At 67.0% G+C, this 26,343-nt stretch carries 22 protein-coding genes; 12 read left to right on the forward strand and 10 right to left on the reverse strand.

Features of this window, described 5'->3' with window-relative positions; translation table 11 throughout:
• Positions 1–10: 10 nt before the first annotated feature.
• Entirely contained in the window at positions 11–1,498 is a 1,488-nt protein-coding gene (locus ACVWZN_RS06415) for a tyrosine-type recombinase/integrase (RefSeq protein ID WP_456953091.1), read from the reverse strand.
• 223 nt (positions 1,499–1,721) lie between these two features.
• Here ACVWZN_RS06415 and ACVWZN_RS06420 point away from each other — a divergent pair, with 223 nt between their 5' ends.
• The 6 genes from ACVWZN_RS06420 (at position 1,722) to ACVWZN_RS06445 (ending at position 8,717) form a co-directional block, all read left to right on the forward strand.
• Positions 1,722–2,897 (forward strand): PQQ-dependent sugar dehydrogenase, encoded by a 1,176-nt coding sequence (locus ACVWZN_RS06420; protein WP_456953092.1) that lies wholly within the window; start codon positions 1,722–1,724, stop codon positions 2,895–2,897.
• A gap of 20 nt (positions 2,898–2,917) precedes the next feature.
• Positions 2,918–3,724: a queuosine precursor transporter gene (locus ACVWZN_RS06425; protein WP_456954729.1), complete on the forward strand. Its 807-nt coding sequence runs from the start codon at positions 2,918–2,920 to the stop codon at positions 3,722–3,724.
• Between the two features lie 86 nt (positions 3,725–3,810).
• A complete protein-coding gene (locus tag ACVWZN_RS06430; protein ID WP_456953093.1) occupies positions 3,811–5,625 on the forward strand; it encodes a DUF885 domain-containing protein in 1,815 nt (604 codons plus the stop codon).
• A gap of 284 nt (positions 5,626–5,909) precedes the next feature.
• Positions 5,910–6,161, forward strand: coding sequence for a hypothetical protein (locus ACVWZN_RS06435; protein WP_456953094.1), 252 nt, complete (start codon positions 5,910–5,912; stop codon positions 6,159–6,161).
• Positions 6,158–7,576: a DUF1800 domain-containing protein gene (locus ACVWZN_RS06440; RefSeq protein ID WP_456953095.1), complete on the forward strand. Its 1,419-nt coding sequence runs from the start codon at positions 6,158–6,160 to the stop codon at positions 7,574–7,576. The genes ACVWZN_RS06435 and ACVWZN_RS06440 overlap by 4 nt, the downstream gene beginning before the upstream one ends.
• 1 nt (position 7,577) lies before the next feature.
• Positions 7,578–8,717 (forward strand): DUF1501 domain-containing protein, encoded by a 1,140-nt coding sequence (locus ACVWZN_RS06445; protein ID WP_456953096.1) that lies wholly within the window; start codon positions 7,578–7,580, stop codon positions 8,715–8,717.
• Between the two features lie 12 nt (positions 8,718–8,729).
• Here the strand turns inward: ACVWZN_RS06445 and ACVWZN_RS06450 are convergent, their stop codons facing one another.
• On the reverse strand, positions 8,730–10,034 hold the full coding sequence (locus ACVWZN_RS06450) for a DEAD/DEAH box helicase (RefSeq protein ID WP_456953097.1): 1,305 nt from the start codon (positions 10,032–10,034) through the stop codon (positions 8,730–8,732).
• A gap of 420 nt (positions 10,035–10,454) precedes the next feature.
• Here ACVWZN_RS06450 and ACVWZN_RS06455 point away from each other — a divergent pair, with 420 nt between their 5' ends.
• Complete coding sequence (locus ACVWZN_RS06455; protein WP_456953098.1) at positions 10,455–12,530, forward strand: M13 family metallopeptidase; 2,076 nt, start codon at positions 10,455–10,457, stop codon at positions 12,528–12,530.
• 147 nt (positions 12,531–12,677) lie between these two features.
• Positions 12,678–14,705 carry a M13-type metalloendopeptidase gene (locus ACVWZN_RS06460; RefSeq protein ID WP_456953099.1) on the forward strand — a complete coding sequence of 676 codons (2,028 nt, stop codon included), beginning with the start codon at positions 12,678–12,680 and terminating at the stop codon, positions 14,703–14,705.
• A 49-nt stretch (positions 14,706–14,754) separates the two neighbouring features.
• Here the strand turns inward: ACVWZN_RS06460 and ACVWZN_RS06465 are convergent, their stop codons facing one another.
• A complete protein-coding gene (locus tag ACVWZN_RS06465) occupies positions 14,755–15,426 on the reverse strand; it encodes a rhomboid family intramembrane serine protease (RefSeq protein WP_456953100.1) in 672 nt (223 codons plus the stop codon).
• Between the two features lie 80 nt (positions 15,427–15,506).
• Positions 15,507–15,851 carry an MGMT family protein gene (locus ACVWZN_RS06470; protein ID WP_456953101.1) on the reverse strand — a complete coding sequence of 115 codons (345 nt, stop codon included), beginning with the start codon at positions 15,849–15,851 and terminating at the stop codon, positions 15,507–15,509.
• 35 nt (positions 15,852–15,886) lie between these two features.
• On the opposite strand from ACVWZN_RS06470, the gene ACVWZN_RS06475 reads away from it, so the two are divergent.
• Positions 15,887–16,297, forward strand: a complete 411-nt coding sequence (locus ACVWZN_RS06475) for a hypothetical protein (protein ID WP_027083496.1) — start codon at positions 15,887–15,889, stop codon at positions 16,295–16,297.
• Between the two features lie 189 nt (positions 16,298–16,486).
• On the opposite strand, the gene ACVWZN_RS06480 is transcribed toward ACVWZN_RS06475, so the two are convergent.
• Together ACVWZN_RS06480 and ACVWZN_RS06485 are read right to left on the reverse strand one after the other, a co-directional pair.
• Complete coding sequence (locus tag ACVWZN_RS06480) at positions 16,487–17,614, reverse strand: anion permease (RefSeq protein WP_456953102.1); 1,128 nt, start codon at positions 17,612–17,614, stop codon at positions 16,487–16,489.
• A gap of 10 nt (positions 17,615–17,624) precedes the next feature.
• Entirely contained in the window at positions 17,625–18,251 is a 627-nt protein-coding gene (locus tag ACVWZN_RS06485; protein WP_027083494.1) for a DUF47 family protein, read from the reverse strand.
• Between the two features lie 219 nt (positions 18,252–18,470).
• Between ACVWZN_RS06485 and ACVWZN_RS06490 the strand changes: the two genes are divergently transcribed.
• Complete coding sequence (locus ACVWZN_RS06490) at positions 18,471–19,787, forward strand: hemolysin family protein (RefSeq protein ID WP_027083493.1); 1,317 nt, start codon at positions 18,471–18,473, stop codon at positions 19,785–19,787.
• A complete protein-coding gene (locus ACVWZN_RS06495) occupies positions 19,771–20,385 on the forward strand; it encodes an exopolysaccharide biosynthesis protein (RefSeq protein WP_456953103.1) in 615 nt (204 codons plus the stop codon). Before ACVWZN_RS06490 ends, ACVWZN_RS06495 begins: the two co-directional genes overlap by 17 nt.
• 1 nt (position 20,386) lies before the next feature.
• On the opposite strand, the gene ACVWZN_RS06500 is transcribed toward ACVWZN_RS06495, so the two are convergent.
• The 3 genes from ACVWZN_RS06500 to ACVWZN_RS06510 all read right to left on the reverse strand — a co-directional run bounded on the left by ACVWZN_RS06500 (position 20,387) and on the right by ACVWZN_RS06510 (position 24,320).
• A complete protein-coding gene (locus tag ACVWZN_RS06500; protein ID WP_456953104.1) occupies positions 20,387–22,522 on the reverse strand; it encodes a putative bifunctional diguanylate cyclase/phosphodiesterase in 2,136 nt (711 codons plus the stop codon).
• The gene (locus ACVWZN_RS06505) at positions 22,519–23,448 is read right to left on the reverse strand and encodes a phosphate/phosphite/phosphonate ABC transporter substrate-binding protein (RefSeq protein ID WP_196804382.1); all 930 of its coding nucleotides are present in this window, start codon (positions 23,446–23,448) and stop codon (positions 22,519–22,521) included. The genes ACVWZN_RS06500 and ACVWZN_RS06505 overlap by 4 nt, the downstream gene beginning before the upstream one ends.
• 101 nt (positions 23,449–23,549) lie before the next feature.
• Complete coding sequence (locus tag ACVWZN_RS06510; protein ID WP_456953105.1) at positions 23,550–24,320, reverse strand: RNA methyltransferase; 771 nt, start codon at positions 24,318–24,320, stop codon at positions 23,550–23,552.
• Between the two features lie 78 nt (positions 24,321–24,398).
• Here ACVWZN_RS06510 and ACVWZN_RS06515 point away from each other — a divergent pair, with 78 nt between their 5' ends.
• Complete coding sequence (locus ACVWZN_RS06515; protein WP_456953106.1) at positions 24,399–25,232, forward strand: inositol monophosphatase family protein; 834 nt, start codon at positions 24,399–24,401, stop codon at positions 25,230–25,232.
• Between the two features lie 138 nt (positions 25,233–25,370).
• Here the strand turns inward: ACVWZN_RS06515 and secF are convergent, their stop codons facing one another.
• Positions 25,371–26,336, reverse strand: coding sequence for a protein translocase subunit SecF (secF, locus tag ACVWZN_RS06520; protein ID WP_456953107.1), 966 nt, complete (start codon positions 26,334–26,336; stop codon positions 25,371–25,373).
• Positions 26,337–26,343: the final 7 nt, after the last annotated feature.

A 26,343-nucleotide genomic window follows, 5' to 3' on the forward strand; every position in this document is an offset into this window, starting at 1 on the left:
TGCCGGCGCGTTATCCGGCTTTTCGCCGGGTATTGCTCAGTGTCTCCGTCGCGAACGAGTCCATCATTCCCGCCAGAGCGCGCTTCCTCTCCTCGAGAAGGTGCGCGTAACGCAATGTCGTCTGCGCTTGGCTGTGAGCCAGTTGCGAGCCGACGTCATGCAGGGTGGCGCCAGAGCTGATGAGCACGCTCGCCGCCGTGTGGCGCAGGTCGTGAATGCGGACGTCCGGGATCCCCAGCTTTTCGCGAATGCGGCCCCATAGCTCGTGCACGTCGAGCACATGCGTGCCTTCGTTGGCCTTGGGGATTCGACCCTGCTGCAGCACGTCCATGCGGACCTTCCCCGGGAACACCCATATTGGGTCCGAGTGCGCTGCCTGGAGGCGACGCAGGCTCGCAACCGCCATCTCCGGCAGCGCAATCTCATGCTCATGCCCGGCCTTCATCGTCTCCCGCGGCTTGCGCCACCAGCCCGCCCGCAAGTCCACGTCGACCCACCGCATCCGGTACACCTCGCCCTTGCGTGCGCCCGTCAAGAGCGCGATACGCAGCGCCTCGCAGCTCACCAGCTGGCGCACCGCTGGCTCTTGGAGCCGCACCGTTTTTGTCCCGCGCCCGAACGCACCTCGTCGAGCCCAGTACGGCCACTCGTCGAGCTCGGCCATTACCGCGATCCACTCGTCACGCGTCAGGTAGCGCCGTCGAGCGACTTCGGCGGCGAGCACGTCACCCAAGTCGACCTTTTTGACCACGTTCTCCGCCACGATTTCTTGCTTCACAGCCCAGCTCAGGAACGCGCGCAGGTGCGCGACCGCCAAGTTCGCTGCACGAGGTCCCCCGACCCTTCGGCCGCGCAAGGTGCGGGCAGTCTCGATCGACGTGGCAAGCATCCGGACATCGTCGCCAGAAACGCTCGAGATATAGCGGCCGCCGACCCGCGGCAGGATGTGGTTTTCGAAACTGCCGCGCACTTTCTCGAAAGATGAGTCCTTCATGGGCGTCCGGCGTGACCGGATCGCGTCGCTGTAGCGCGCGAAGGCGTCGGACACGGTCACTAACCCAGCCGCGGCTTTCGTCTGCGCTGCGTCGCGAAGCTTCGCCTCGACCGCTGGATTCGACCCGCGGTCCACTTGCCCGCGCAGCTCTGCAGCGATGCGCCGTGCCTGCCCTGCTGTCAGGCCGCGCTTCGCCGTTTCCGCCAACGTGTCGGCGCGTGCGTTGGTTTCCTTGCCGTCGCGCCAGCGACCGATCTTGACGGAGTGCCACTTGCCGCCCTTGCGGTAGCGCAGACGGAACGTGCGCGTTCCGGTGTAGGTCACCTGGCAACAGAACCCGGGGACCTCATCGTCCAGAACCAGGCGGCTCCCTTGCTCGCGCGTCGGGACGCTCAGCCCGCGCACGCGCGCTTGGTCGAGATGTACGCTGCTCTCGCCCGGTCGCGCACGCTTCGGCGGCTCGGTTTGAACGGGGGGCTCGTTTCGCATCGTTTTGGTATCCATCCGTCCGCTACGGTTGGCTACTAGATGATACGAGAAGCTACAACATGATATCCGGTGGTGCAATGGAGATCCGCATGAGAAAAGGCCATTTCCGACTAGCGGAGCCATATGGGACAAGCATTCTGGCATCCGTGCCTCCCCAATCTCCCCGGAGCTTCATCATTTCCGGCGGCGCGGTGTCGCCGGAAACGATTCCCTTCAGCGCACCAGCCAAGGACGCCTGATGAAACGCGCATTCCTCGCATTGCTGGCCTTTGCGCTGGCGCCCGCGTTCGCCGCGCAGCCGAAACTCGTCGCGCAGCGCGTTGCGCTAGCCGACGGTTCGTCGTTCCAGCTGCGCGTTCCGGCGGGTTACCGGCTCGACCCGGTGCTGCAGGGTCTGCACCGCGTGCGTTTCTTCGCGCGGGATCCGCGCGGTCGGCTGCTCGTCACCGACATGCACGATCTCACTGACAACCGCAAAGGCCAGCTGCTGATGCTCGGCCAAGCGGACGCTGTGACCGGCCGGTTCGCAGCGCCGACGGTGATGCTAGACGGCTTGCGCAACCCGAACAGCATCGCGTTCCACACCGACGCGAAGTCGCGCACATGGCTCTACCTCGCGCTCACTCAGGCGCTGCTGCGTTATCCATACGACGTCGCCACGGGCCGCATTTCCGGCGCGCCAGAAACCCTCGCCACGTTTCCCGATTACGGCCTCAGCTACAAGTACGGCGGCTGGCATCTGACGCGCACCGTGCTGGTCGAGCCGGACGGCACCGCGCTCGTGTCTGTCGGCAGCAGTTGCAATGCCTGCATCGAGAAGGAAGCGGTGCGTGCGAGCATCGTTGCGATCTCTCCCGACGGAAAGCAGCGCACCATCGCGCGTGGCCTGCGCAATGCCGTCGGGCTGGTGCGCGACGGCGACGCGCTGATCGCGACGAATCAGGGCGCGGACCACCTCGGCCTCAACCGTCCCGACGAAACGATGTACCGCATCGTCGACGGCATGGACGCGGGCTGGCCGTATTGCTACAGCGCAGCGGGGCGCGTCACGGCTGATCCGAAGTTCCCGCGCGCAGCGGGCTGCGCACATGTCGCGACGCCGTTCGCGCAGTTCCCCGCGCATGCGTCGGCGCTCGGCGTGCTGCCGATGCCCGCGAGCCGCGACGCATCCGACGTACTCGCCAACCACTACATCGTCGCGCTGCACGGCTCCACCAATGAACGCATCGGCCATGGTTACATGCTCGTGCGCGTGAGCCGCGACGGACGCACTGTCGAGCCGCTGATCACCGGTTTCCGCGACGGCACGAAGGTCAATGGTCGACCCGCCGGCCTCATCGACGATGGCAGCGGCGGGCTTTATTTCAGCGACGACCGCAAGGGCGTCGTCTACCACCTGCGGAAAGCCCAATGAGCGCGACATCGGTCGATGACATGCCCGCGCTGCAACCTGTTGCGCCGACCGATAGCACGCCGCACGTCCTCGCCGACCGCGCCGTGCGCTTGTTCATCGGCCTCGCGGCGCTGTTCTGCGTCAACACCGTGCTGGCCGAGTTCATCGGCGTAAAGATCTTCGCGCTGGAGGACACGCTCGGGATCAATCCATTCGAATGGCACCTGTTCGGACAGAACGGCTCACTGAGTTTTACGGCCGGCACATTGCTGTGGCCGATCGTGTTCCTGATGACCGACGTCATCAACGAGTTCTACGGCCATCGGGGCGTGCGCATCATTTCGCTGCTGGCTGCCGCGCTCATCGTCTACGGCTTCGCGTTCGCGTTCGCCGCAATCTCGCTGGCGCCGGCGGGCTGGTGGATCGGCGCAGCGAAATCGCAGGGTGTCGACAATTACCAGGCCGCGTTTTCGGCCGTGTTCGGGCAAGGCATGTGGACGATCGCGGGCTCGCTGGTCGCGTTCCTGCTCGGGCAGTTCATCGACGTCGCGGTCTTCCATCGCATCCGCCGCGCGACCGGTGCGCGTGCGATCTGGCTGCGCTCGACCGGCTCGACCGCGGTGTCGCAGCTCGTCGACAGTTTCGTCGTCTTGTACATCGCGTTCGTGCTCGGCCCGCAGCATTGGCCGATGGGCCTGTTCCTCGCGGTGAGCACCGTCAACTACGTCTACAAGATGGTTGCAGCGGTGGCGATGATCCCGCTGATCTACATCATGAAGAACGCGATGATCCGCTTCCTCGGCGTCGAACGCGCCGACCAACTGCGCGCGCAGGCTGCGGCGGACTGACGGAAGGCGGCCATTGCATGACTTCCGACCGGCGATAGCGCAGGCGGAAGCCCGCATGCTCCGGGGGTCCCCAGCCGGAGCCCGCCATGCATCTGCGTCCCATCACCCTTGCCGTCGCCCTCGCGTTCGGCATTGCCGCCCTGCCCTCCATCGCCGCACCGGCAAAGGCGCCCGCTGCGGCGTCCAGCACGCAATCGACCAAGGGCCAGAAGCTGTCGGCCATGTACGACCAGTACTGGGAGGAGCTGCTCAAGCTCAACCCGCTGCAGGCCACGTTCCAGGGTGACCCGCGCTACAACGACCAGATGCCCGACTTCGGCACGGCCGAGTACCGCAAGAAGCAGCACGACTTCACCACCAAGTGGCTCAATGCAGTTCAGAAGGTCGGCAGCGACGGCCTGACCGGCCAGGACCTGCTGAGCTACGAGATCTTCGTCGACGGCGCCAAGCGCTCGCTCGAAGGCGAGCAGTTCCCCGACTGGATGATGCCGGTCAACCAGATGGGCAGCATCGCGAGCTACGGCGCGATGTTCGGTTCGGGCACCGGTCCGCAGCCGTTCAAGACCGTCAAGGATTACGACAACTGGCTCAAGCGCGCGAACCAGCTGCCGAAGCTGTTCGACACGTCGATCTCGAACATGCGCGAAGGCGTCAAGGCCGGCGTCGTGCAGCCGCGCGTGCTCATGGTCAAGGTGGTGCCGCAGCTCGACGCGCTGATCAACGACGACCCGACCAAGACGCTGTTCTGGGGCCCGATCGCGAAGATGCCGAAGGATTTCTCGGCAGCCGATCGCGAGCGCCTCACGAACCAGTATCGCGACATGATCAGCAAGCAGGTGATGCCGGCCTACAAGCGCCTTCGTGCCTACATCAATGACGAATACCTGCCGAAGACGCGCGAGACGATCGGCCTGGATTCGCTGCCGAACGGCAAGGCGTGGTACGCCTACGACGTGCGCAACAGCACCACCACAAGCCGCACGCCGGAGCAGATCCACGAACTCGGCCTGAGTGAAGTCGCGCGCATCCATGGCGAGATGCAGCAGGTGATGCAGCAGGTCGGCTTCAAGGGCTCGCTGCAGGACTTCTTCCAGTTCATGCGCACCGACCCGCGCTTCCAGTTCAAGACCGAGGACGAGCTGCTCACGTTCTATCGCAGCCTCGAGAAGACGATCATGGCCGGCGTGCCGACCGAGTTCTCGCTGACGCCGAAGACCCCGTTCGAAATCCGTCCGGTCGAGGCCTTCCGCGCGAAGTCGGCCGCGGGTGGTGAGTACCAGAGCGGCAGCGAGGACCGCACGCGTCCGGGCATCTTCTACGTCAACACCTACGACCTGCCGAGCCGCAAGACGTGGGACGCGGAAGACCTGTTCCTGCACGAGGCGATTCCCGGCCATCACTTCCAGATCTCGTTGCAGCAGGAGCTGACGACGATGCCGAAGTTCCGTCGTTTCGGCGGCGAAACGGCGTTCGCCGAAGGCTGGGGCCTGTACGCGGAATCGCTCGGTCGCGACGTAGGCGTCTACAAGGATCCGTACAGCTACTTCGGCTACCTGCAGAACGAGCTGTGGCGCGCGATCCGCCTCGTCGTCGACACCGGCATCCACAGCAAGGGCTGGAGCCGCGACCAGGTCATCAAGTACATGCTCGACAACTCCGCGGCGAGCGAGACCGACGCCACTGCCGAAGCCGAGCGCTACATCGCGTGGCCGAGCCAGGCGCTGGCGTACAAGTCGGGCGAACTCAAGATCAAGGAGCTGCGCGCGCGTGCACAGCAGGCGCTCGGCCCGAAGTTCGACATCCGCGAGTTCCATGCCGAAGTGCTGAGGGACGGCGCGGTGCCGCTGGACGTGCTCGATGCCAAGATCGACCGGTGGATCGAGGCGAAGAAGGCCTCCTGATCCACGCAAATGCCTCACCGAACGGGCCGCGAAAGCGGCCCGTTCGCGTTCCGGCCACCCACGAGCGACCGCCTGCCCGCCGGCCCCGACCGTGCATCGGGCGGAGTCAACCGCGCGCATACATCGAGCGTTCGCGGCTCCGATTATTCGCGAGCCGCCATGGACCGTCGCCTTCCGTTTCGCTGCGTCGCATATCCGCCTTGCGTTTGCGCGCAGGCGGTCGGGCGACGCGCGCGCCGACCGACGCGAACCATCGCACCCCGCATTGCACGGATCGCATGCCGATGACGCAGGACGCTCGACCCACCCGCCGCTACGCCGCATTTCGCGACGCGCTCGCGATCGCGGCCGGCATCGCGTTCGGCGTCGCCCTGCTCGCCCTCGCCTTCCTGCTCGCGGCACGACCGATCGAGCCGCAACGGCCGCTGGACGCCTGCGAATCGGCGCAACGCGGCGCCCCACTCACGCGCGCATGCGCCAAACCTGTCAACCGCGAACTTCCCCGGGCGTTTCCACCCGGGGAGGGCGTGAGATGACAGACGACCAACAACGACGACTCGCCAGCACGCATAACCGGTTCGGACTGGGCGCACGCCCCGGCGATCTCCATCGTGCCGACGACCCGCATGCGCTGCTCGTGCGTCAACTCACGGGAAACGCGGGAGCGAACGATTTCGGCGCGCTGCCGTCGAGCCGCGATTACCTGCATCTCGAAGCGACCGTGCTCGCGAACGCGCGTCAGGCCAAGCGCATGCGGGACGACACGATGTCGCCGATGCAGGACGACGCGACGCCGCAGCCAGGCAATCGAAAGCGTGGCGGACGCGGCGCGCTGAGGGAATCCGTGCGCGCCGAACTCGACGCACGCTACCGCCACGCCGCGACCACGCCCGACGGTTTCGCGGAACGTCTGGTGCGCTTCTGGTCGAATCACTTCGCCGTATCGATCGACAAGCGACAGGCCCTGCTCTACGCGGCGCCGATGGAGCGCGAAGCGATTCGCCCGAACGCCTTCGGCCGATTCGGCGACCTGCTCGTCGCCGTCGAGCAGCATCCGGCGATGCTGCGCTACCTCGACAACGTGCGCTCGATCGGCGATGACTCACGCGTCGCACAGCGTGCCATGGGCAAGCGCCAGCTCGGACTCAACGAGAATCTCGCGCGCGAAATCCTCGAGCTGCACACGCTCGGCGTCGACGGCGGCTACTCGCAGGTCGACGTCACCGAACTCGCGCGTGCGATCACCGGCTGGAGCACGCCCGCACCGCGCGAAATGCTCGAGAGCGTGCCGACCTCCGCTTTCGTGTTTCGCCCGAACGCGCACGAAGGTGGCGCGCGCAGCGTGATCGGCCGTCGCTATGCGGAAAGCGGCATCGACCAGGGACGCGCCATCCTCCGCGACCTCGCAGTGCATCCGTCGACGGCGCGTCACGTGTCGACCAAGCTCGCGCGTCATTTCATTTCCGACGATCCGCCGAAAGCCGTGGTCGACCGCATGGCGCAGGCCTGGACGCGCAGCAACGGGCAACTCGTCGACGTCTATCGCGCGCTGATCGACAGCCCGGAAGCCTGGGACGTGACTGCACGCAAGTTCCGCACGCCGGATGATTTCGTTGTCGCTGCGCTGCGTTCGCTGGATACCGAGGAGTCGATTGCTCGCCTCCAGCCCGTGTTGACGCAACTTGGCGAGCCCGCATTCACTCCCCGCTCTCCGGCGGGTTTTCCGGATATCACCACCGCATGGAGCGGCGGGGACGCACTCTTCAAGCGCGTGCAGGCCGCGCAGCGCCTCGCAACGCTCGCATCGACGCCCGACCCGCTGGCGACCGCGCGCGTCGCGCTAGGCCCGCATCTCGACGACGCGACGGCGACCACGCTGCGTCGCGCCGAATCCGCACGTTCGGGTCTCGCGCTGCTATTCGCGAGCCCGGCGTTTCAATGGAGGACCTGACATGGACCCCAGCCGACGCCGTTTCCTCGCCGTCGCCGGTGCCAGCGCATCGCTCGCGCTGTGGCCGCGGCTTCCCTCGTTCGCCGGCGCACTGCGCGCCAATGACGACGCACGCTTCGTCGTCGTGCTGTTGCGCGGCGGGCTCGACGCGCTGCATGCGCTGCCGCCGGTCGACGATCCCGATTACCTGCGCCTGCGTCGCGATCTCGCGGTGACCGACGCGTTGCCTCTCGGCGGCGGCTTCGGGCTGCATCCGTCGCTGTCGTTCGCATCGCAGCTGTACGCGTCGAAACAGTTCATGCCGGTCGTCGCGATCGCGCCGCCGTATCGCGGACGTTCGCACTTCGAAGCGCAGGACAACGTGGAAAGCGGCGGCGACGCGAGCGCGCATCTGCAGACGGGTTGGTTGAGCCGCACGAGCGCGGCGATGACGGGCGCCGATGCGCTGGCGGTCGCGGCAGTCGCGCCGTTGTCTGCGCGCGGGCCCGGGCGCGTGCGTACGTGGTCGCCGCCATTCGCCGACGACGTCGATCCGATGATGTTGCAGCGCCTGCAGGCGCTGTATGCGAACGATCACGAACTCGCACCGTCGTTCGCCGAAGCGATGCGCAACGGCGACATGGGCAGCACAGGCGCATTGCGATTGCCGGAAGCGATGCAGGCGGCCGCGACGTTCATGCGCGCAGCCGACGGCCCGCGCATCGCCTTCGTCGAGGACGCCGGCTGGGACAGCCACGGCGGCCAGGCGTATCAACTCAAGCGCAAGCTCGGCGAACTCGATGCGGGCCTGCGCGCGTTCCACGACAACGCGCAGCCGATCTGGCCGAAGACGGTGGTCGCGATCGTGACGGAATTCGGTCGCACTGCCGCGGCCAACGGCACCGGCGGCACCGATCACGGCACGGGCGGCGTCGCATTCCTCGCGGGTGGTGCGGTACGCGGTGGACGCGTCGCCGGCGATTGGCCGGGGCTGTCCTCGTCCGCGCTATTTGAAGGCCGCGATCTGCACGCGACCAACGACCTGCGCGCCCTGTTCAAGGGCGTGCTGGTCGAACACATGGGTCTTGATCGCACGGCGGTCGAGCGTCAGGTGTTCCCCGACAGCACGACCGCACGTGTGATGAGCGGCCTCGTGGCTTAAGCGTCTTGCGCCTTAGCGCGCGGGACGTGCCGCACGGCTGGTCGCGCTACGCGGCTTGCCGGTGTGCGCATGGGCATGCGCGGTGCGAGCAGCCGGCTTGCCATGCGGACGATGCGCCGGACGCGGCGTGCGCTGCGCCTGCACCGGCTTCATGTCCATGCGGAGCGGACGCGTCGGCACGAAGCCTTCGACCGTTTCCTGCTGCACATTCTGGCCGAGCATCTTCTGCACCTGCGCGAGCAGGCCGCCTTCGTCGACGCCGACCAGCGAGATCGCCTCGCCCGTTGCGCCGTTGCGACCGGTGCGACCGATGCGGTGCACGTAGTCCTCGGCGACCATCGGAAGGTCGAAGTTGATGACCAGCGGCAGGTCCGGAATATCGAGACCACGCGCGGCGACGTCGGTCGCGACCAGCACGCGAGCGCGGCCGGCCTTGAACGCGTCGAGCGCCTTCTGACGCTGACCTTGGCTCTTGTTGCCATGGATGGCGACAGCCTTCAGGCCTGCGTCTTCCAGCTGCTCGGCGAGGCGGTTGCAACCATGCTTGGTGCGGCCGAAGACGAGCACGCGATCCTGGAAGCGCGTAGCCAGCAGGTGCACCAGCAGGTCCTTCTTGCGGCTGCCATCGACCGGATGCGCGATGTGCTTGATCGTCGACGCAACGGTGTTGCGCGCGGCGACTTCGACTTCGACCGGGTTACGCATGAAGTCCATGGCGAGGCCACGGATGCGCGGCTCGAACGTCGCCGAGAACAGCAGCGTCTGGCGCGCCTTCGGCACGGTGTTGACGATGCGCTTGATCGCCGGCATGAAGCCCATGTCGAGCATGCGGTCGGCTTCGTCGAGCACGAGGATCTCGATCGAATCGAGCTTGGCGGTGCCGCGCTCGAGGTGATCGATCAGGCGGCCCGGCGTGGCGACCATGATGTCGACGCCGCGACGCAGCACGTCCATCTGCGGGCCCATGCCGACGCCGCCGAAGATCATGCAGGTGTGCAGCTGCAGGTGCCGGGCGTAGGAACGCAGGCTCTCGTTGACCTGCACCGCGAGTTCGCGGGTCGGCACGAGGATGAGCGCACGCGGACGGCGCGGGCCCTGGGCAGCGGTGGTCTTGGACAGACGCGCAAGCAGCGGCAGCGCGAACGCGCCGGTCTTGCCGGTGCCCGTCTGCGCGGCGCCGAGCACGTCACGGCCGGCGAGAACCGCCGGAATCGCGGCCTGCTGGATCGGCGTCGGGGTGTTGTAGTTGAGGACAGCGAGCGCGCGCAGCACGGCGGGCGGCAGGCCGAGCGCCTCGAAGGTCGAGGGTTCAGTCATGGTGGTGCTCCAATGGAAATACGCCGCGGGAATAACCGCGGGTCCACTCGGAGCCTTCCAAACCGCGCTGCGAGTAAAGGGGTGACGCGCCGGAAAGGCCCGGAACGTGTCGGCGTCGAGAATGCGTGCGGATGACATCGCGATGCCGCATGGGGCGGCAAAGGCCCGAGGGGCCTGCGAGAACCGTGGAAAACGCGCCCGAGGGCGGATGCAAGACGGCGAACGACGTGGATGCTACGTGAAAACGCTCCAGCCTGCCCGGCCGCTCCGCCGAGCGGTTCAGTCTGGTCCGCCCGCCATGACCTCCGGCACGCTTCCGCCTGCCGGCCCCCGCGTAACGTCCGGCCAGCATGCCAACCGGCGTGTCGCCCGTGGCCATGTCCCGGGCCGACCCCCAATGCCCCGGCTCCGGAGCCTTACGTGACCTCGAAGAACCGCACTCTCCCGCTCGCCCTCGCCGTCGTGGCCGTACTGGCTGGTGGCGTCGCCGCCTACGCCGCGCCGAAGGCGTCCAACGACCTCAGCATCGACGCCGCCAAGCTGCCGCCGGTCAACCGCTTCGCCAAGGCCGACCTCGACCCCGCCAAGGACCCGTGCAAGGACTTCGGCGGCTACGTCAACGGCAAGTGGCTGGCCTCGCACCCGATTCCGTCCGACCGCACCTCGTGGGGCGCGTTCGAAATGCTCGACGAGCGCAGCAACGCCGCGCAGCGCCAGATCGCGGAAAAGGTCGCCGCCGACAAGAACGCCACCGGCGTGCAGAAGATCGTTGGTGACTTCTGGGCGACCGGCATGGACACCAAGACCATCAACGCGCAGGGCATCGCGCCGCTGAAGGGTCACCTCGACGCGATCGACAAGCTGTCGAACAAGGATCAGATCGCCGACTACCTGCGCGAGAGCGCGGCCAAGGGCGAGAACCTGCTGTTCGGTTTCGGCTCGACGCCGGACTACAAGAACTCGTCGGTCAACATCGGCGTCGCGTTCCAGGGCGGCCTCGGCCTGCCGGACACGAGCTTCTACAGCGACCCGACCAAGGCGGGCGTGCTGAAGGCGTACGAAGCGCACATCGCCAAGGTGCTCACGCTGTCGGGCACTCCGGCCGCCGACGCCGCCAAGCAGGCGAAGGACGTGGTCGCGTTCGAAACGCGCCTCGCGAAGGCGTCGAAGTCGCGTTCGGAGCTGTCGCGTGACGCCGAACTCTTCTACAACCCGATCAGCCCGGCCGCGGCCGACAAGCTGACGCCGAACTTCCCGTGGACGACGTTCTTCAAGTCGCAGGGTCTGGAAGTGCCGGCGATGTTCTCGCTCGCGATTCCGTCGTTCCATCAGGAAGTCAGCAAGATGCTGGGCGACGTGCCGGCATCCGCATGGCGCAGCTACCTGCGCTTCCACACCGTCGACGAAGCGTCGCCGTACCTGTCGGACGCGTTCGTCAACGAGAACTTCGACTTCTACAGCAAGACGCTGCGCGGTCAGAAGCAGATCAAGGAGCGCGGCAAGCGCGTGCTCGGTGCGCTGAACGGCGCCGCCGGCGAAGCGATGGGCCAGCTGTACGTCAAGACGGCGTTCTCGCCGGAATCGAAGGCGCGCATGGAAACGCTCGTGCAGAACCTGCGCGACGCACAGAAAGCGCGCATCGAGAAGCTCGACTGGATGACCGCCGAAACCAAGCAGAAGGCGCTCGCCAAGTGGGCCGCGTTCACGCCGAAGATCGGTTACCCGGACAAGTGGCGTGACTGGTCGGGCCTGCGCACCTCGCGCGACAGCTATCTCGGCAACGCGATGGCCGCGAACGAGTTCAACTACAAGTGGGACATCTCGAAGATCGGCAAGCCGGTCGATCGCACCGAATGGGGCATGAGCCCGCAGACGGTCAACGCGTACTACAACCCGTCGATGAACGAGATCGTGTTCCCGGCCGCGATCCTGCAGCCGCCGTTCTTCGACCCGAAGGCGCCCGACGAGATGAACTACGGCGGCATCGGCGCGGTGATCGGCCACGAGATGACGCACGGCTACGACGACCAGGGCAGCCGTTTCGGGCCGACCGGCAACTTCGAGAACTGGTGGACGGATGCCGACTCGAAGGGCTTCGCGTCGCGCACCGATAAGCTCGTCAACCAGTTCAACGGTTACGAAGCCGCGCCGGGCCTGAAGGTCGACGGCAAGCACACGCTCGGCGAGAACATCGCGGACCTGGGCGGCCTCAACACCGCGTACGACGCGATGCAGAAGGCGACCGCCGGCAAGCCGGATACGGTCAAAGACGGGCTGACGCGCGACCAGCGCTTCTTCGTCAACTTCGCGACCGTGTGGCGCCGCAACTTCACGCCGGACGAGCTGAAGCTGCGCATCACCACCGACGAGCACGCACCGGCGAACTTCCGCGCGATCGGCGCGCCGTCGAACATGCCGGCGTTCGCGAACGCGTTCCAATGCAAGGTCGGCAGCCCGATGGTGCGTGGCAGCGACCAGCAGGTCGTGATCTGGTAAGTCGTCGCGACATGCAGTGATCGAAAGGCCCGGGGCGACCCGGGCCTTTCCTTTTGCGGCCGCATGCACGAAGGCGTGAGGGAATCGTTCATTGCACGCACGACGCCGTTGCTAGACTCCAGCCGGTTTCCACAAGGACGCCCCGCAATGACCGCACGCCCCATCGTCGCCGCACTGGCCGTTGCCCTGCTCGCCCTCACATCCGTCCCCGATTCGTCCGCGGCGACGAAGAAGAAGTCGTCCACCGCGTCCTCGCGCAGCGCCAAGCCGGCCGCGCCGACGGCATGCACCGACTTCTACACCTACGCCAACCAGTCATGGCTGACGTCCAATCCCGCGACGCCCGGCGTGCCGGCCGTGTCCGCGCTCGACCAGTTGCGTCAGCACGCGTACCAGCAGCAGATCGACCTGCTCAACAGCGCGATGACCGCGCCGTCCAACGACGTGCAGAAGCTGCTCGGCGACTTCTGGGCGAGCGGCATTGACGAAGCCGCGGTCGAACGCGACGCCGCGAACCCGATCGCACCGTTGCTCGGCCGCATCAATGCGATCAAGAAGGCCAAGGACATTCCGGCCGCGATCGCCGCGCTGCATCAGGTCGGCATCCCGGTCGCGTTCAATTTCAGCGCGGACGTCGACCTTGCGGACACCAGCCGCCACATCGGTTACTTCACCGGCGGCGGCATTGGCCTGCAGGACCCCGCGTTCTATTCGCGCACCGACGCCGAAACGCGCGAGGTGATGGATCGCTACCGCACCTACGTGCAGAAGATCCTGCTGCTGACCGGTACGCAGCAGGCACAGATGCCGCAGGAACTCGCCTACGTCATGGACGTGGAAACGCGCATCGCGGCCGCCATGCGCCCGATGGCGTCGCAGCGTGATCCGCGCGCGAACTACGCCGCCGTGCCGACCGCGAACCTAGCGCAGCAGTTCAAGCGCCTGCAGCTCGCCGACTTCCTGAAGGCGCAGGGCGTCACCGACGACCAGGTGTCGATGGCGAACGCCGAGCTGTTCACCACGCTCGACAACCTCGTCGCCGGCCTGCCGGTCGAGGAATGGAAGACGTTCCTGCGCTGGCGCGTGGGTGATGCCATGGCGCCCTACCTGACGCGTTCGTGGCGCGATGCGAACTTCGAGTTCCGCGGCCACCTGCTCAACGGACAGGTCTCGGCGCCATCGCGCCAGCAGAGCGTGCTCGATGCGATCAATCTCGCCGCGGGCCCGATGCTCGGTCGCGAATACGTGGCGCGTTACCTGCCGGCCGCGTCGCGTACGCAGGCCGAAACCATCGCGACGCAGGTGCGTGATGCACTGTCATCGATGATCGATCGCGACACGCGCCTCGGCGACACGGCCAAGACCGAGGCGAAGGCCAAGCTCGCCGCGCTCAAGATCGAAGTCGGCGCGCCGCATCGCGACCTCGACTACACCGTGCAGCCGATGGGCCGCGGCAGCTTCGGCAGCAACATGCTGATCGCGTCCACCTGGCGTCATCGCGAAGAAATGCGCCGCATCGGGCGCGGCAATGCCGACCGTCGCTGGGACGTGCTGCCGCAGCAGCCCGCGCTCACCTATGACGTCCCGCAGAACCGCCTGATCGTCACGGCCGCGATGCTGCAGCCGCCGGTGTTCGATGCGACGCAGCCGGTTGCGTCGCAGTACGGCGCGTACGGCGCGCTCGTCGGTCATGAGCTGATCCATGCGATCGATACGCAGGGCCGCCTGATCGATGCGAAGGGCCAGGCGCGCGACTGGTGGACGCCGACCGAAACGGCGGCGTGGTCGTCGCTTGGCGATCGCATCGCATCGCAGGCCAGCGCGTTCGACTATCCACAGCTGACGGGCGTGCGCGTCAATGGCTCGCTCGTGCGCGACCAGCTCGTCGCGGACGAAGCCGGCGTGGAACTCGCGCAGGCCGCGTTGCAGGCCGCGCAGCCGGGCGCAGCGAAGGAAACGATGCAGGCGTTCTACAACGGCTGGGCGCATCTGTGGCCCGAGCAGGTGTCGGTCGACGAAGCGACGGCGCGGGCAGCGTCGAGCGCGTATCCACCGGGGCGCTGGCGCACGAACGTGCCGCTGATGAACCAGCCGGCGTTCGGTACCGCGTTCACCTGCAAGGCCGGCAACGCGATGCAGCCGAAGCCCGAGCAGCTGGTGCGCCTCTGGCCCTGAGCCGACGCAACGTCGCACATGAAAACGCCCGCAGATGCGGGCGTTTTCTTTAGTGCACCACGCGCATATGCGGCGGGCGCGGACGGTTGCCGCGCGACGGCGGTCGGCGTCGCCAGTACAGGATCAGCAACCAGCCGAACAACATGCCGCCGAGATGCGCGAAGTGCGCCACGCCGGGCATCGTGCCGGTCACGCCCATGAAGAGTTCGAGCACGCCATAGACGATGACGAGCGTGCGTGCCTTCATCGGCACCGGCGGGATCAGCAGCATGACGCGCTGGTTCGGGAACAACATGCCGTAGGCCAGCAACAGGCCGAAGATGGCGCCGGACGCACCGACGGTTGGATACGCCTCGCCACCCATCGACATGGTCGCGTAGCCGACGGCGAGCTGGCACAAGGCCGCGCCGATCACGCAGGTCATGTAGTAGCCGAAATAGCGTCGCGCGCCCCATGCGTGCTCGACCTGCGAGCCGAACATCACGAGCGCCAGCATGTTGAAGAACAGGTGCTGGAAGCTGCCGTGCATGAAGCCGTACGTCACCAGCTGCCACGGCATGAACGGCGGCGCGCCGTACTGGTCGCCCGAGCCGATCGGCCACAACTGCATCATCTCGAGCACGTCGCCGAACGCGGATGCGCCTGCCAGCCATTGCAGCAGGAAGACGACGACATTGGCGATCAACAGGGCCCTCGTGACGGGCGGCAGTTTGGAAAACATCGCGGCTCCTCGGGAACCGTCATGTTAACTGCTGCACTGCAGTACGGGCTCACGGCCGCCATGCGAAGCGGCCGTAGCATTCATCCCGGCGGGCCCCAAAGCGCTTCGTCGAGAGTGCGCGCCTTGCGTAGGCCCAGCACGCGCCCCGCTTCGACGCGTACGCCTTCCGCGCGCAGGCGTGCGCTCTGCTCGCGGAAACGTTCCGAACCGTCGGGGAACGCGATGCGGCCATCCGATCGCAGCACGCGATGCCACGGAAGGTCGGGCTCGGATGCGGTGCTCAGCAATCGCGCCACCATGCGTGCACGGCCGGGAAGCCCGGCACGACGCGCGACTTCACCGTAGCCCGCGACCTCGCCCGCGGGGATCGCGCGGATCGCCGCATAGATGCGATGTGCGGCATCGTTCGTGTCCGGGGTCGACATGGCGATAGCATAGTCGCCACAAGGAGGTTCCCCCCATGCGCCACTTCAACGATATCCGCGACTACCTCGACGGCGCCGGCCACGACGTGACCGTGCACGACGACGGCCTCGTCTGTATCGAGCTGTCGCTCGAGAACGGTCAGCGCCACCAGGCGATCTTCCTGACCCGCATTCCCGACGAGGACGGCCGCAGCTATCTGCGCGTCAGCACCGTCGTCGCGCCGATGACGGGCGTCGATCCGCGTCGCGCACTGGCGTTCAACTGGGACAGCCAGGTCGGCCATCTTGCCGTCGGCGATCTCGACGGCGTGCCGCACCTGCAGTTGTGCGAGAACCGCCCGCTCGACGGACTCGACCTTGCGGAAGTGCATCGCCTGGTGCTCGAGATCGGCGGCGTTGGCGATCGCATGGAACGCACGCTTTCCGCGGGCGGCGACCTGTTTTGATTTACGCAATTCGACGGCGCGCGACGAATCGCCGCCGTCGCGTAACGGCCTGTTGACGTCTGCCTAACCGCGCAAGGCGGATCGTCGACACCGCGACGGCAACCCCGTCGTGCACTCACCGAAGCGAGTGCGTCTCCCGCTCGGGAGGTGGAACCCCGGTGGTCGGAGCCCCACCGGGGTTCCTTTACGTCAGGCCCAGCCGAGCGCGCGCAGCGCTTCGTACGACAGCCATGCGATGCCGCCCGCGGCGGGAATCGTGAGGATCCACGCCCAGACCATGCGTTCGACGACGGTCCAGCGGATCGAGTTCGAACGCTTCGCCGTGCCCACGCCCATGATGGTCGCGGAGATGTTGTGCGTGGTCGACACCGGAATGCCCAGCGCCGACGCGGTGAGGATCACGCTGGCCGCGCTCGCTTCCGCCGCGAAACCGTTGATGGGCTGAAGCTTCACCAGCTTGTGGCCCAGCGTCTTGATGATGCGCCAGCCGCCCGCCGCAGTGCCGGCTGCCATGACGAGCGCGCACGACACCTTGATCCACGTGTCGATGTCCTTGGTCGCCATCGCGTTCGCGGTCGGATGCAGGAACGCGAGCCACGAAGGCAACTCGTTCAACGTACCGGCCGACTGCGCACCGAGCAGCGTGATCGCGATGATGCCCATCGTCTTCTGCGCGTCGTTGGAGCCATGCGCGAAGCCCATCGCCGCGGCGCTGACGACCTGCGCCTTGCCGAAGAACCAGTTGACCGGGCGTGGACGCGCGAGGCGACGCAGCGGGCCGCCCGCGGACGCCATGCCGGAAATGATCGCGTACAGCAGGCCCATGATCAGGAAGCCGACGATGAAGCCGATCAGTGGCGACGTCACCATCGGGATCACCACCTTCCACAGCACGCCGCCGCTCTTGAACCACGGGTCCTTGTGCTCGGCCCAGATGATCGCGTGCCAGTTGCCGCGCGCAGCGGCAAGCGCGGCGCCGCAGAGTCCGCCGATCAGCGCATGCGACGACGACGACGGCAGGCCCATCGCCCAGGTGATCAGGTTCCAGACGATGCCGCCCATCAGCGCGCACAGCACGAGCTGCGACGAGATCTCGATCACATGCGCATCGACGATGCCCGAGGTGATCGTCTTCGCGACGGCGGTGCCCCACAACGCGCCGAACAGGTTGGTGCCGGCGGCGAGCATCACCGCCTGCATGGGCGAAAGCACCTTGGTCGCGACGACGGTCGCGATCGAGTTGGCGGTGTCGTGGAAACCGTTGATGTACTCGAATACGAGCGCAACGGCCACGACGACCAGCACGAGGGTCAGCATCGGCGTCGCCTCAGGAGTTCTTCAGCACGATTTCGTACGCGACGACGCCGGCTTCTTGGCAGCGGTCGATGGCCTTCTCGAGGATCTCGAAGAATTCCTTCAGCAGGAACATCTGCTGCGCATCGAGGCGGCCGGAATAGATGTCGCGATACAGCTCGAGCATCAGGCGGTCGGCTTCGTTCTCGATGGAACGCAGGCGGTCGCTGAGGCCCTTCATCGCCTCGAGCTTCATCGTCGGAAGCGCATGCACCATTTCGACGACGACGCCCGCGGCTTTTTCGAGCATCGCGGCACGCGGCGCGAAGTCGATGCCCTGCAGGTTGCGGAGTGCCATCGAATAGCGGTCGGCGAACTTCTCGACCTGCTTCGGGATCTTGTAAAGCGCCGAACCCAGCGCCTCGATGTCCTCGCGCTCGATCGGCGTGATGAAGCTGTTCACCAGCTCCTGCCGGATCTTGTCGGACGCGGCACGCTCACGCTGGCGCGCAAGCTTGAAAGCGTCGAGCGCCGGGTTGCCGCTGGTCTCGCGCAGCATCGAATGCAGCGCCTTGGTGCTGTCGTGCGCGGCGACGGCGGCTTCCTCGAGCAGCGCGTAGAACTGCTTGCCTTGGCCGAAGATCGTCTGGAGGGAGAACATGCGGGGCGTCCGGGGCGTCGAATTGCGGAATTATGACAACGGATCGCGCCCAAAAGAGCGCCGCCCGCTTGTTCACGGAGGCCGCGTCTCTTCACCTGCTAAGATCGCGCCCGCTTTGAACCCTCCCCCGCGCCAATCCGTACCGTGGACCGCGTCGCCCTCCCCGGGCTGGCACGGCCCGACGCAGGCATCGCGACCTCTCCCCCCGGGAACCTGTCCGTGCGCGACCTGCTGATCGTCTTCCTGCTGATGGTCTGCAACGCCTTCTTCGCCATGTCGGAGATGGCGGTGATGACGTCGCGCAAGTCGCGCCTGCGTCACATGGCCAGCACTAGCCCGCGCGCGCAGAAGGCGCTGGAACTCTCCGAATCGCCCGAGAGTTTCCTGTCCGCCGTCCAGCTGTGGATCACCCTTCTCAGCCTGCTCACCGGCTACTTCGGCGGCGAATCCATGGGCGAGAAGATCGCCGCGCCGCTGCGCGACATGCCCGCGCTGGCGCCGTATGCGACCTACATCGGGCGCGGCACCGGCTTCATCGTCGTGCTGTTCTTCTTCGGGCTGATCGGCGAACTCGTACCCAAGCGCATCGGCACGCTGCGGCCGGAAGCGATCGCGACGCTCGTCGCGTATCCGATGGACTTCTTCGCGAAGATCGCCAAGCCCTTCGTGATCCTGCTGTCGACATCCACGCGTGTGCTGCTTCGCCTGCTGCGCCTCAGTGGCGGCAGCGACGAAGCGGTGACCGAAGAAGAGATCCGCATGCTCGTGAGCGAAGGCCACGAGCAGGGCGTGATCGACGCCGACGAACGCAAGATGATGAATCGCGTGCTGAGCCTCGGCGACCGCACGACCGAAAGCCTAATGACGCCGCGCATGCGCATCGTCTGGCTCGACGCCTCCGCGGAAACCGCCGAGAACCTCGAAGCGCTGCACGCCGCGCCGTTCTCGCGCTTTCCCGTGTATCGCGGCAGCGACCAGGACGTGGTCGGCATCCTCGAAGCCAAATCGTTGCTGCGCGCGGTCGGACGCGGCGAACTGCCGTCGCTGTTCGAAAGCCTGCGCGAGCCGTTGTTCGTCTCCGAGTCGACGCCCGCGCTCAAGTTGCTCGAGATTTTCCGCGAGGAGCAGCAGTCGCTCGCACTCGTCGTCGACGAATACGGCGACATCAGCGGCCTGGTCACCGTCAACGACCTGATGGGCGCGGTGATCGGCCGCATCCAGGGCGACAACGACGACAGCGCGACCGGCGTGGTCGTGCGCGACGACGGCTCGCTGCTGGTCGACGGCTCATTGGGCGTCGAGGAACTGCGCGAACTACTCGGCGCGGCGACACTGCCCGGCGAGGACGAGCACGACTTCCACACCGCCGCCGGCATGGTGATCGCGCAGTTCGGCCGCATCCCGCACGCCGGCGAGCACTTCGACTGGAACGGCTGGCGCATCGAAGTCGTCGACCTCGACGGCCCGCGCGTCGACAAACTGCTGATGCAGCGCGTGCCCGCGACCGAAGGCGACGATGATGCGCGGACGGCCTGACGTCGAGGACCTCGGCACGCGCGGCCTGCTCGACGGATTCGCAAACGCCGCACCGGATGCCACGCCGACCTTCGCCGAACTGTTCGCCGGGCTGGGCGACCGCGCGTTCGGCATGCTGCTGATCGCCGCGGCGGCACCCGCGTTCATTCCGGTTCCCGGGCTCGCGGGCGGGCTCAGCGGCCCGCTCGTAATGCTCGTCGGCGCGCAGCTGGTGATGCGCCTGCATCGCCCTTGGCTGCCGCGCTTCATCGGGCGGCGCAGCCCGCGTGCGTCCGCGCTCGTGCGCCTGCGCGACCATCTGGACCCATGGCTTGCTCGCTTGGAGCGCGTCGTGCGTCCGCGTGCCGCCGTGCTCCTCGATCACTGGGCGCCGGGCATTGTCACCGGCCTGCTGGTGCTGACGACGGGCGCGCTGCTGACGCTGCCGATTCCGTTCACCAACTACGTGCTCGGCCTGCTGGTCGTGCTGTTCGCCCTCGCCTTCCTCGAACGCGATGGCGTGCTGATGGGCATCGCATGGGCCGCCGCGATCGCCGCGCTCGTCGTGTTCGGCCTGCTCTCGGGCAGCATCGCCCGCGCCATCGCGCACTACTTCTGAATCAGGCGGCGACTTCGTCCGCGAGCAGCGCGAGGAACTCGTCCATCTCGAGCGGATGGCCCAGCCAATAACCTTGGGCGAGGTCGCAGCGACGCTCGCGCAGCAGCGCGTACTGACCTTCCTTCTCGACGCCCTCCGCCACCACGGTGATGCCCAGCGAATGCGCCATTGCGATGATCGCGGTGGTGAGCGCAAGGTCGTCCGGATCGCGCAATACGTCGGCGATGAAGCTGCGATCGATCTTGACTCCGTCGACCGGCACGCGGCGCAGATGGCTGAGCCCGGAGAAGCCCGTGCCGAAGTCGTCGAGCCAGACCTTGACGCCCAGCGAGCGCAGGCGCGTCAGCAGCTGGCTCGCATGTGCTTCGTCGCTGATGACGGCGGTTTCGGTGAGTTCGATATGCAGCTGATCTGCGGGAAGCCCGGCATCGCGCAGGCTCGCCTCGACCATGCGCGCGAGATCGCCGCTGCGCAGCTGTCGCGGTGACACGTTCACCGACACGAACAGCGGCACCGCGTCGGAACCGCGCACGTGTTCCCAGCGCATCGCATCGCCGCAGGCCGCGCGCATGACCTGCGGGCCGATGATGTCGATCAGGCCGCTCTGCTCGGCGACGTCGATGAACACCGACGGCGCGATGACGCCGTGTTCGTGGTGCCGCCAGCGCAGCAGCGCTTCGGCGCCGACAAGGCGCTGGTCGGCAAGCCGGTACACGGGCTGGTAGACGATGCGCAGCTCGCCGCGATCCCATGCGCCGCGCAGCTCGTTCTCCAGGTGCACGCGACGTTCGACCGCCTCGTTCATCGCGCGGCTGTAGAAGCGGTAGCAGTTCTTGCCCGCGACCTTCGCCTGGTACATCGCGATGTCGCCGTTCTTGAGCAGCGACGTGCCGCCGTCGGCGTCGCCCGGGAACAGCGTTACGCCGATCGACGTTCCGAGGAAGACCTGCCGGCCCTGCACCACCAGCGGTTCGGACAGCACTTCGACGAGGCGTTCGGCGAGCTGCGTCGCGATGCCGCGTACGTCGGCGTCCTCTACGAGGATCACGAACTCGTCGCCACCGAAACGCGCGACGCGTGCATCGATACCGCCGACTTCGGCGACCGTGTCGGAAATGCGATGCGCGAACTGCAGCAGCACTTCGTCGCCGGCATCGTGGCCGAGCGTGTCATTGATGCGCTTGAAGTCGTCGGCATCGGCGAACAGCAGCGCGAGTTCGCGGCCGGCGCCCTTGAGCTGCATCAGGCGCGCGTCGAGCATTTCGCGGAACGCGAGACGGTTCGCGAGGCCGGTCAGCGCGTCGGTGTACGCCATGCGGCGGATCTCGCGATCGTGCCGCGCCACGCTCTGGCTCATGCGGCCGAACGCACGCACCAGGTCGCCGAGCTCGTCCTTGCGACTACTCACCGGCAGCCCGGTGTCGAAATGCCCGGCTTCGATCGCGCGCGCGGAATCCGCGAGCTGGCTGATCGGCCGCACCATCGTGCGCTGGATGATCGCCAACACCACGCCGCCGAGTGCGAGCAATGCTGTGCTCAGCAAGAGGATGGCGAGCAGCTGCCGATGACCGAGGTCGCGGATCTGCGTGCCCAGTTGCAGCATCGCGACCTGCTGGAAGTCGCGCCCTTCTGTGCGATCGAAACCGATGCGCACGCCGCCGAGACGCGAGCCGCCGATGAGGATCGGAGCCGACACGTCGAGCATGTCGCGCGTCATCTGCGCATGCAGCTCACGCGCGCCGATGGCCTCGAACGCGAGCGCGTCGTCCATGCGACGTCCGTAGGTCGGGATGTCGGGGGTGCCGTCGTGCAGGATGTTGCCGTCGGCGTCGTACACCAGCACGTAGCGCACGCCCGGCTGGCGGAGCGTGCCCTTGGCGAGGTCGCCGACGGCATCGAGGTCGAAGTAATAGAGCGGATTGACCAGCGACTTCGCGAGCTGCTGGGTGGTGCCTTCGGCGCGACGACGAAGGTTCGCATCCAGCACCTGGTCGGTGGCGCGGCGCGACAGGCTTTCGACGCTGGTCTGCACTTCCTGCTGGCGCATCCAGAACAGCATCATCAGCGCGCTCGCCGCGAGGATGGCGAAGCCGACCATCGCGAAGAACTGCGCCTGCAGGCCGATGCGGAACCTCATTCCACGTCTGCCTTGATGCGCGCGACGCCGCGGCCGATGCCGGCCAGCGAACGTTCCGACGCCGCATCGAGCGGCAGGAAACGCGTCGTGCCGAAGAACGCGAGCAGCGCGTCACGGCCGGCCGGATCGTTCGCGGCCTGCAACAGCACTTCGCGCAGTCGCGCGGCGACGCGCGGGTCGAGATCGCCACGCACCACTTCGATCGCGCGCGGGTAATCGGGCGTCTGTCCGATCAGCACAAAGTCGCGCCGGAACGTCGACGGCACGCGCGCTGGATTTTCCCAGTCGACGTTGCTCATGACGCCCGCGTCGACCAGGCCCTTGTGCACCCAGGTCGCGATGTTGAGTTCGGATCGCGCGAACAGGTAACCGACGGCGCCGGGCGCGGGCTGGTCGTCCGGCGAAAGCAGGATTTCGAGGTGCAGGCCGCGGTCGAGCAGCGTTCCCGCCGGCACGTAATACGCACTGGTGGACGACGGCCGCTGGAACGCGATGCGATGGCCGCGCAGATCGTCGATCGACGACAGCCCACGATCGCGGCGCGCGAAGAAGACGCTGTGGTATCGGCTGACACCGTCGCGCTCGGTCAGCAGCAGCGGACGCGCGGCGACGCGCTGCTGAAGCAGCATCGCGGTACCGGCGGTCTCGGTGACCCAGTCGACGCGCCCACGGCGCATGTAGCTCGCCATCTGCTGCGGGTCGCGCGCCATCAGGATGCGGCCTTCCCGGATGCCGACGTCGGCCATGCGCGGCACGACATAGTCGAGCAGCGGCTTGAGCTGGTCGTAATGCGCGGCGGGGTCGTCGCTGACGCGGCCGAGCACGAGCACGCCCGACGAGGAATCGCCCGCCGCCGCGAGCGGCGCAGGCGCCACGGCGAAAGCCAGCAGCAGTAAGCAGGCGTAGCGGAGGACGCGGGTGATCAAGGCGAACAACCGGAGGGCCCTCGCGGAGCCTAAAGCAAAACCACCCGGTTTGGGACGCCGGTCGCGATCCGCGCCATTTTCATCACACCGCTCGAGGCTGCTCAGCCGTGGCCGCGCTCGGTCGCGATGCGGGCCATGCGCTGCGCGTCGGCCAACACGCCGCGGAGGATGCGGACGTCGCGATCGTCGAGCGATGCGCGGTTGAAGATGCGTCGCAGCTTGCGCATCGCGCTGTCCGGGGCGCGGCCCTTGTGGAAGTCGATGAGGTCCAGCGTCTCCGCGAGCTGGCTGTAGAAGCTCTCCAGCTGCTCGTGCGATGCCGGCGGGTCGCGCGGCTCGACGGATTCGCCGGACGCGACGCGATCCAGCAACGCCATCCGCACTTCGTACGACACCACCTGCACCGCCGCTGCGAGATTGAGCGAGCTGTAGTCGGGATTGGCCGGGATGTGCACGGCCTGATGGCAGAGATGCAGCTCGTCATTGGTCAGGCCCGTGCGCTCGCGACCGAACACGAGCGCGACCTCGCCACCGGCCGCGCCGTCGACGACCGCCGCCGCGGCCTCGCGCGGGGTCAACTCCGGCAGTGCAACGCGGCGGCTGCGCGCGGTGCAGCCGAGCACGCGCGTGCAGCCCGCCAGCGCCGACGCGAGGTCGTCGTGGAACTCGGCGGTATCGAGGACGTCGTGCGCGCCGGCCGACAGTGCGAACGACTCGGCATCCGGCGCCTTTTCCGGCGCGACCAGCAGCAGGCGGCGAAGGCCCATGGTTTTCATCGCGCGGGCGGCGGAACCGATGTTGCCGGGGTGTTGCGTGCCCACCAGCACGATCCGGATGCGGTCGGCGGCGAGCGTCATGAAATCGTGGGTCATGCCTGCAATGGTAAGCTTCGCGACCGCCGACGATGGCGGAATCGCTCTTTTCCACGGCCAGCGCGCCCGGACATCCCCATGCAAAAACCCGCCATCACCTTGATGATCAAGGCCGCGCGCGCCGCCGGCAACGTGCTCCTCCGCCACATGCACAAGCTCGACTCGCTGAATGTCGTCGAGAAGGGCCGCATGGACTTCGCGAGCGAAGTCGACAGCCTGGCCGAGAAGGAAATCATCAAGGAATTCCGCCGCGCCACGCCGGACTACGCGATCCTTGGCGAGGAAAGCGGCCCGCTCAACAGTGGCCCGCGTGCGCGCTACACATGGGTCATCGACCCGCTCGACGGCACCAGCAACTACCTGCGCGGCATCCCGCATTTCTGCGTGTCGATCGCGCTGGTCGAGAACGGCGAGCCGATCAACGGCGTGATCTTCGACCCGCTGCGCAACGAGATCTTCCACGCCACGCGCGGGTCGGGCGCGGTGCTCAACGACAAGCGCATCCGCGTGTCGGACCGCAAGGATCTGGACGGCGCGATGCTGATCACCGGCTTCCCGCCGCGCGAACGCGAACGCGCCAGCGCGCAGCTCAAGTGCGTGGATTCGCTGCTGGTGCAGGCCGAGGACATCCGCCGGACGGGTTCCGCGGCGCTCGACCTCGCGTACGTCGCCTGCGGCCGTGCCGACGGCTACTTCGAGGCGGGCGTGAAGCCTTGGGACATCGCAGCCGGCGCGCTGATGGTGCGCGAGGCCGGCGGCAAGGTCGTCGACTACCGCGGCCGCACGACTGGCCCGATGGACAATCGCGGGCTGATGGGCCGCCCGCTCGTGGCCGGCAACCTCAAGGTCTGCGACGAGCTGCAGAAGCGCATCGTCGACACGGGCTATGCGTCGGCGTTCGACGAAGGCTGATCGCTTCGCCACACGATCGATCGAAGGGCCGCAGCGACGCGGCCCTTTTTCGTTCCGGCGCGTCGAGGCGGTGGGCCACAAGCCGAAACAAAAAAAGCCGCATCGCTGCGGCCTTTTTCGTGAGGCTGAAACCTCTGCTTACGGGCGACGCGCGAGCGCCGCGTCGTCCTTCGCCTTCGGCATCAGGTCCTGCTTGCTCACGCCCTGCCAGAGCAGCAGCGGGCAGGCAATGAAGATCGACGACAGCGTACCGATCACGGTACCGATGATCTGCGCCTCGGCCAGGCCGCGCAGCGACTCGCCGCCGAACAGGTAGAGCGCGAGCATCGACAGGAACGCCACGAACGAGACGATGACGGTACGCGACAGCGTCTGGTTGATCGCCTTGTTCATGACCTCGCGTGGCGAGACGCGCATGCTGCGGAAGTTCTCGCGCACGCGGTCGAAGACGACGATCGTGTCGTTGATCGAGAAGCCCATGACCGCGAGCAGGCCGGCAAGCACCGTCAGGTCGAACTCATGGCGCGTGATCGCGAACCAGCCGGCGACGATGCTGACGTCGTGCACGGTCGCGATGATCGCGCCGATCGCGAACTTCAGTTCGAATCGGAACGAGATGTAGATCAGCAGGCCGGCGAGCACGAAGATGAAGGCGTACAGCGACTTCCACGCCAGCTCCTGACCGACCTGCGGGCCCACGAAATCGCTGCGCACCACGTGCGCCGGGTTGTCCGGCGTACCTGCGGCCTGCACCACCGCCGCGGCGGTGCGGTCCTTCGCCTGCGCGCCTTCGGCCTGCATGCGGACCATCATCTCGCGACCGGTGCCAAGGCCCTGCACCTGCGCGCCGTGGAAGCCGGCCGCAGTGAGGCGATTACGCACCTGGTCGGTGTCGACCGGACGATCGAAACGCAGTTCGACCACCGAACCGCCGGTGAAATCCAGTGCGAAGTTAAAGGTCTTATCCAGACCGCCCTGCGAGGCGTGGAAGATCATCGCGCCGAACGACGCCAGCATCAGCAGGCCGGCGATGGTCAGCGAGACCCACCGCAGGCGCATGAAGTCGATGTTGCTGTCGTACGGGAAAACATTGAAAGGCTTCATGAATCGT

The organism is Lysobacter sp. HA35, from assembly GCF_054061195.1.

Coding starts and splice junctions, on each gene's coding strand:
- ACVWZN_RS06415 (WP_456953091.1), bottom strand. CDS start 1,498: ATGGATACCAAAACGATGCGAAACGAGCCCCCCGTTCAAACCGAGCCG.
- secF (WP_456953107.1), bottom strand. CDS start 26,336: ATGAAGCCTTTCAATGTTTTCCCGTACGACAGCAACATCGACTTCATG.
- ACVWZN_RS06445 (WP_456953096.1), top strand. CDS start 7,578: ATGGACCCCAGCCGACGCCGTTTCCTCGCCGTCGCCGGTGCCAGCGCA.
- ACVWZN_RS06450 (WP_456953097.1), bottom strand. CDS start 10,034: ATGACTGAACCCTCGACCTTCGAGGCGCTCGGCCTGCCGCCCGCCGTG.
- ACVWZN_RS06425 (WP_456954729.1), top strand. CDS start 2,918: ATGCCCGCGCTGCAACCTGTTGCGCCGACCGATAGCACGCCGCACGTC.
- ACVWZN_RS06510 (WP_456953105.1), bottom strand. CDS start 24,320: ATGACCCACGATTTCATGACGCTCGCCGCCGACCGCATCCGGATCGTG.
- ACVWZN_RS06435 (WP_456953094.1), top strand. CDS start 5,910: ATGACGCAGGACGCTCGACCCACCCGCCGCTACGCCGCATTTCGCGAC.
- ACVWZN_RS06515 (WP_456953106.1), top strand. CDS start 24,399: ATGCAAAAACCCGCCATCACCTTGATGATCAAGGCCGCGCGCGCCGCC.
- ACVWZN_RS06500 (WP_456953104.1), bottom strand. CDS start 22,522: ATGAGGTTCCGCATCGGCCTGCAGGCGCAGTTCTTCGCGATGGTCGGC.
- ACVWZN_RS06465 (WP_456953100.1), bottom strand. CDS start 15,426: ATGTTTTCCAAACTGCCGCCCGTCACGAGGGCCCTGTTGATCGCCAAT.
- ACVWZN_RS06475 (WP_027083496.1), top strand. CDS start 15,887: ATGCGCCACTTCAACGATATCCGCGACTACCTCGACGGCGCCGGCCAC.
- ACVWZN_RS06485 (WP_027083494.1), bottom strand. CDS start 18,251: ATGTTCTCCCTCCAGACGATCTTCGGCCAAGGCAAGCAGTTCTACGCG.
- ACVWZN_RS06470 (WP_456953101.1), bottom strand. CDS start 15,851: ATGTCGACCCCGGACACGAACGATGCCGCACATCGCATCTATGCGGCG.
- ACVWZN_RS06480 (WP_456953102.1), bottom strand. CDS start 17,614: ATGCTGACCCTCGTGCTGGTCGTCGTGGCCGTTGCGCTCGTATTCGAG.
- ACVWZN_RS06495 (WP_456953103.1), top strand. CDS start 19,771: ATGCGCGGACGGCCTGACGTCGAGGACCTCGGCACGCGCGGCCTGCTC.
- ACVWZN_RS06420 (WP_456953092.1), top strand. CDS start 1,722: ATGAAACGCGCATTCCTCGCATTGCTGGCCTTTGCGCTGGCGCCCGCG.
- ACVWZN_RS06440 (WP_456953095.1), top strand. CDS start 6,158: ATGACAGACGACCAACAACGACGACTCGCCAGCACGCATAACCGGTTC.
- ACVWZN_RS06460 (WP_456953099.1), top strand. CDS start 12,678: ATGACCGCACGCCCCATCGTCGCCGCACTGGCCGTTGCCCTGCTCGCC.
- ACVWZN_RS06430 (WP_456953093.1), top strand. CDS start 3,811: ATGCATCTGCGTCCCATCACCCTTGCCGTCGCCCTCGCGTTCGGCATT.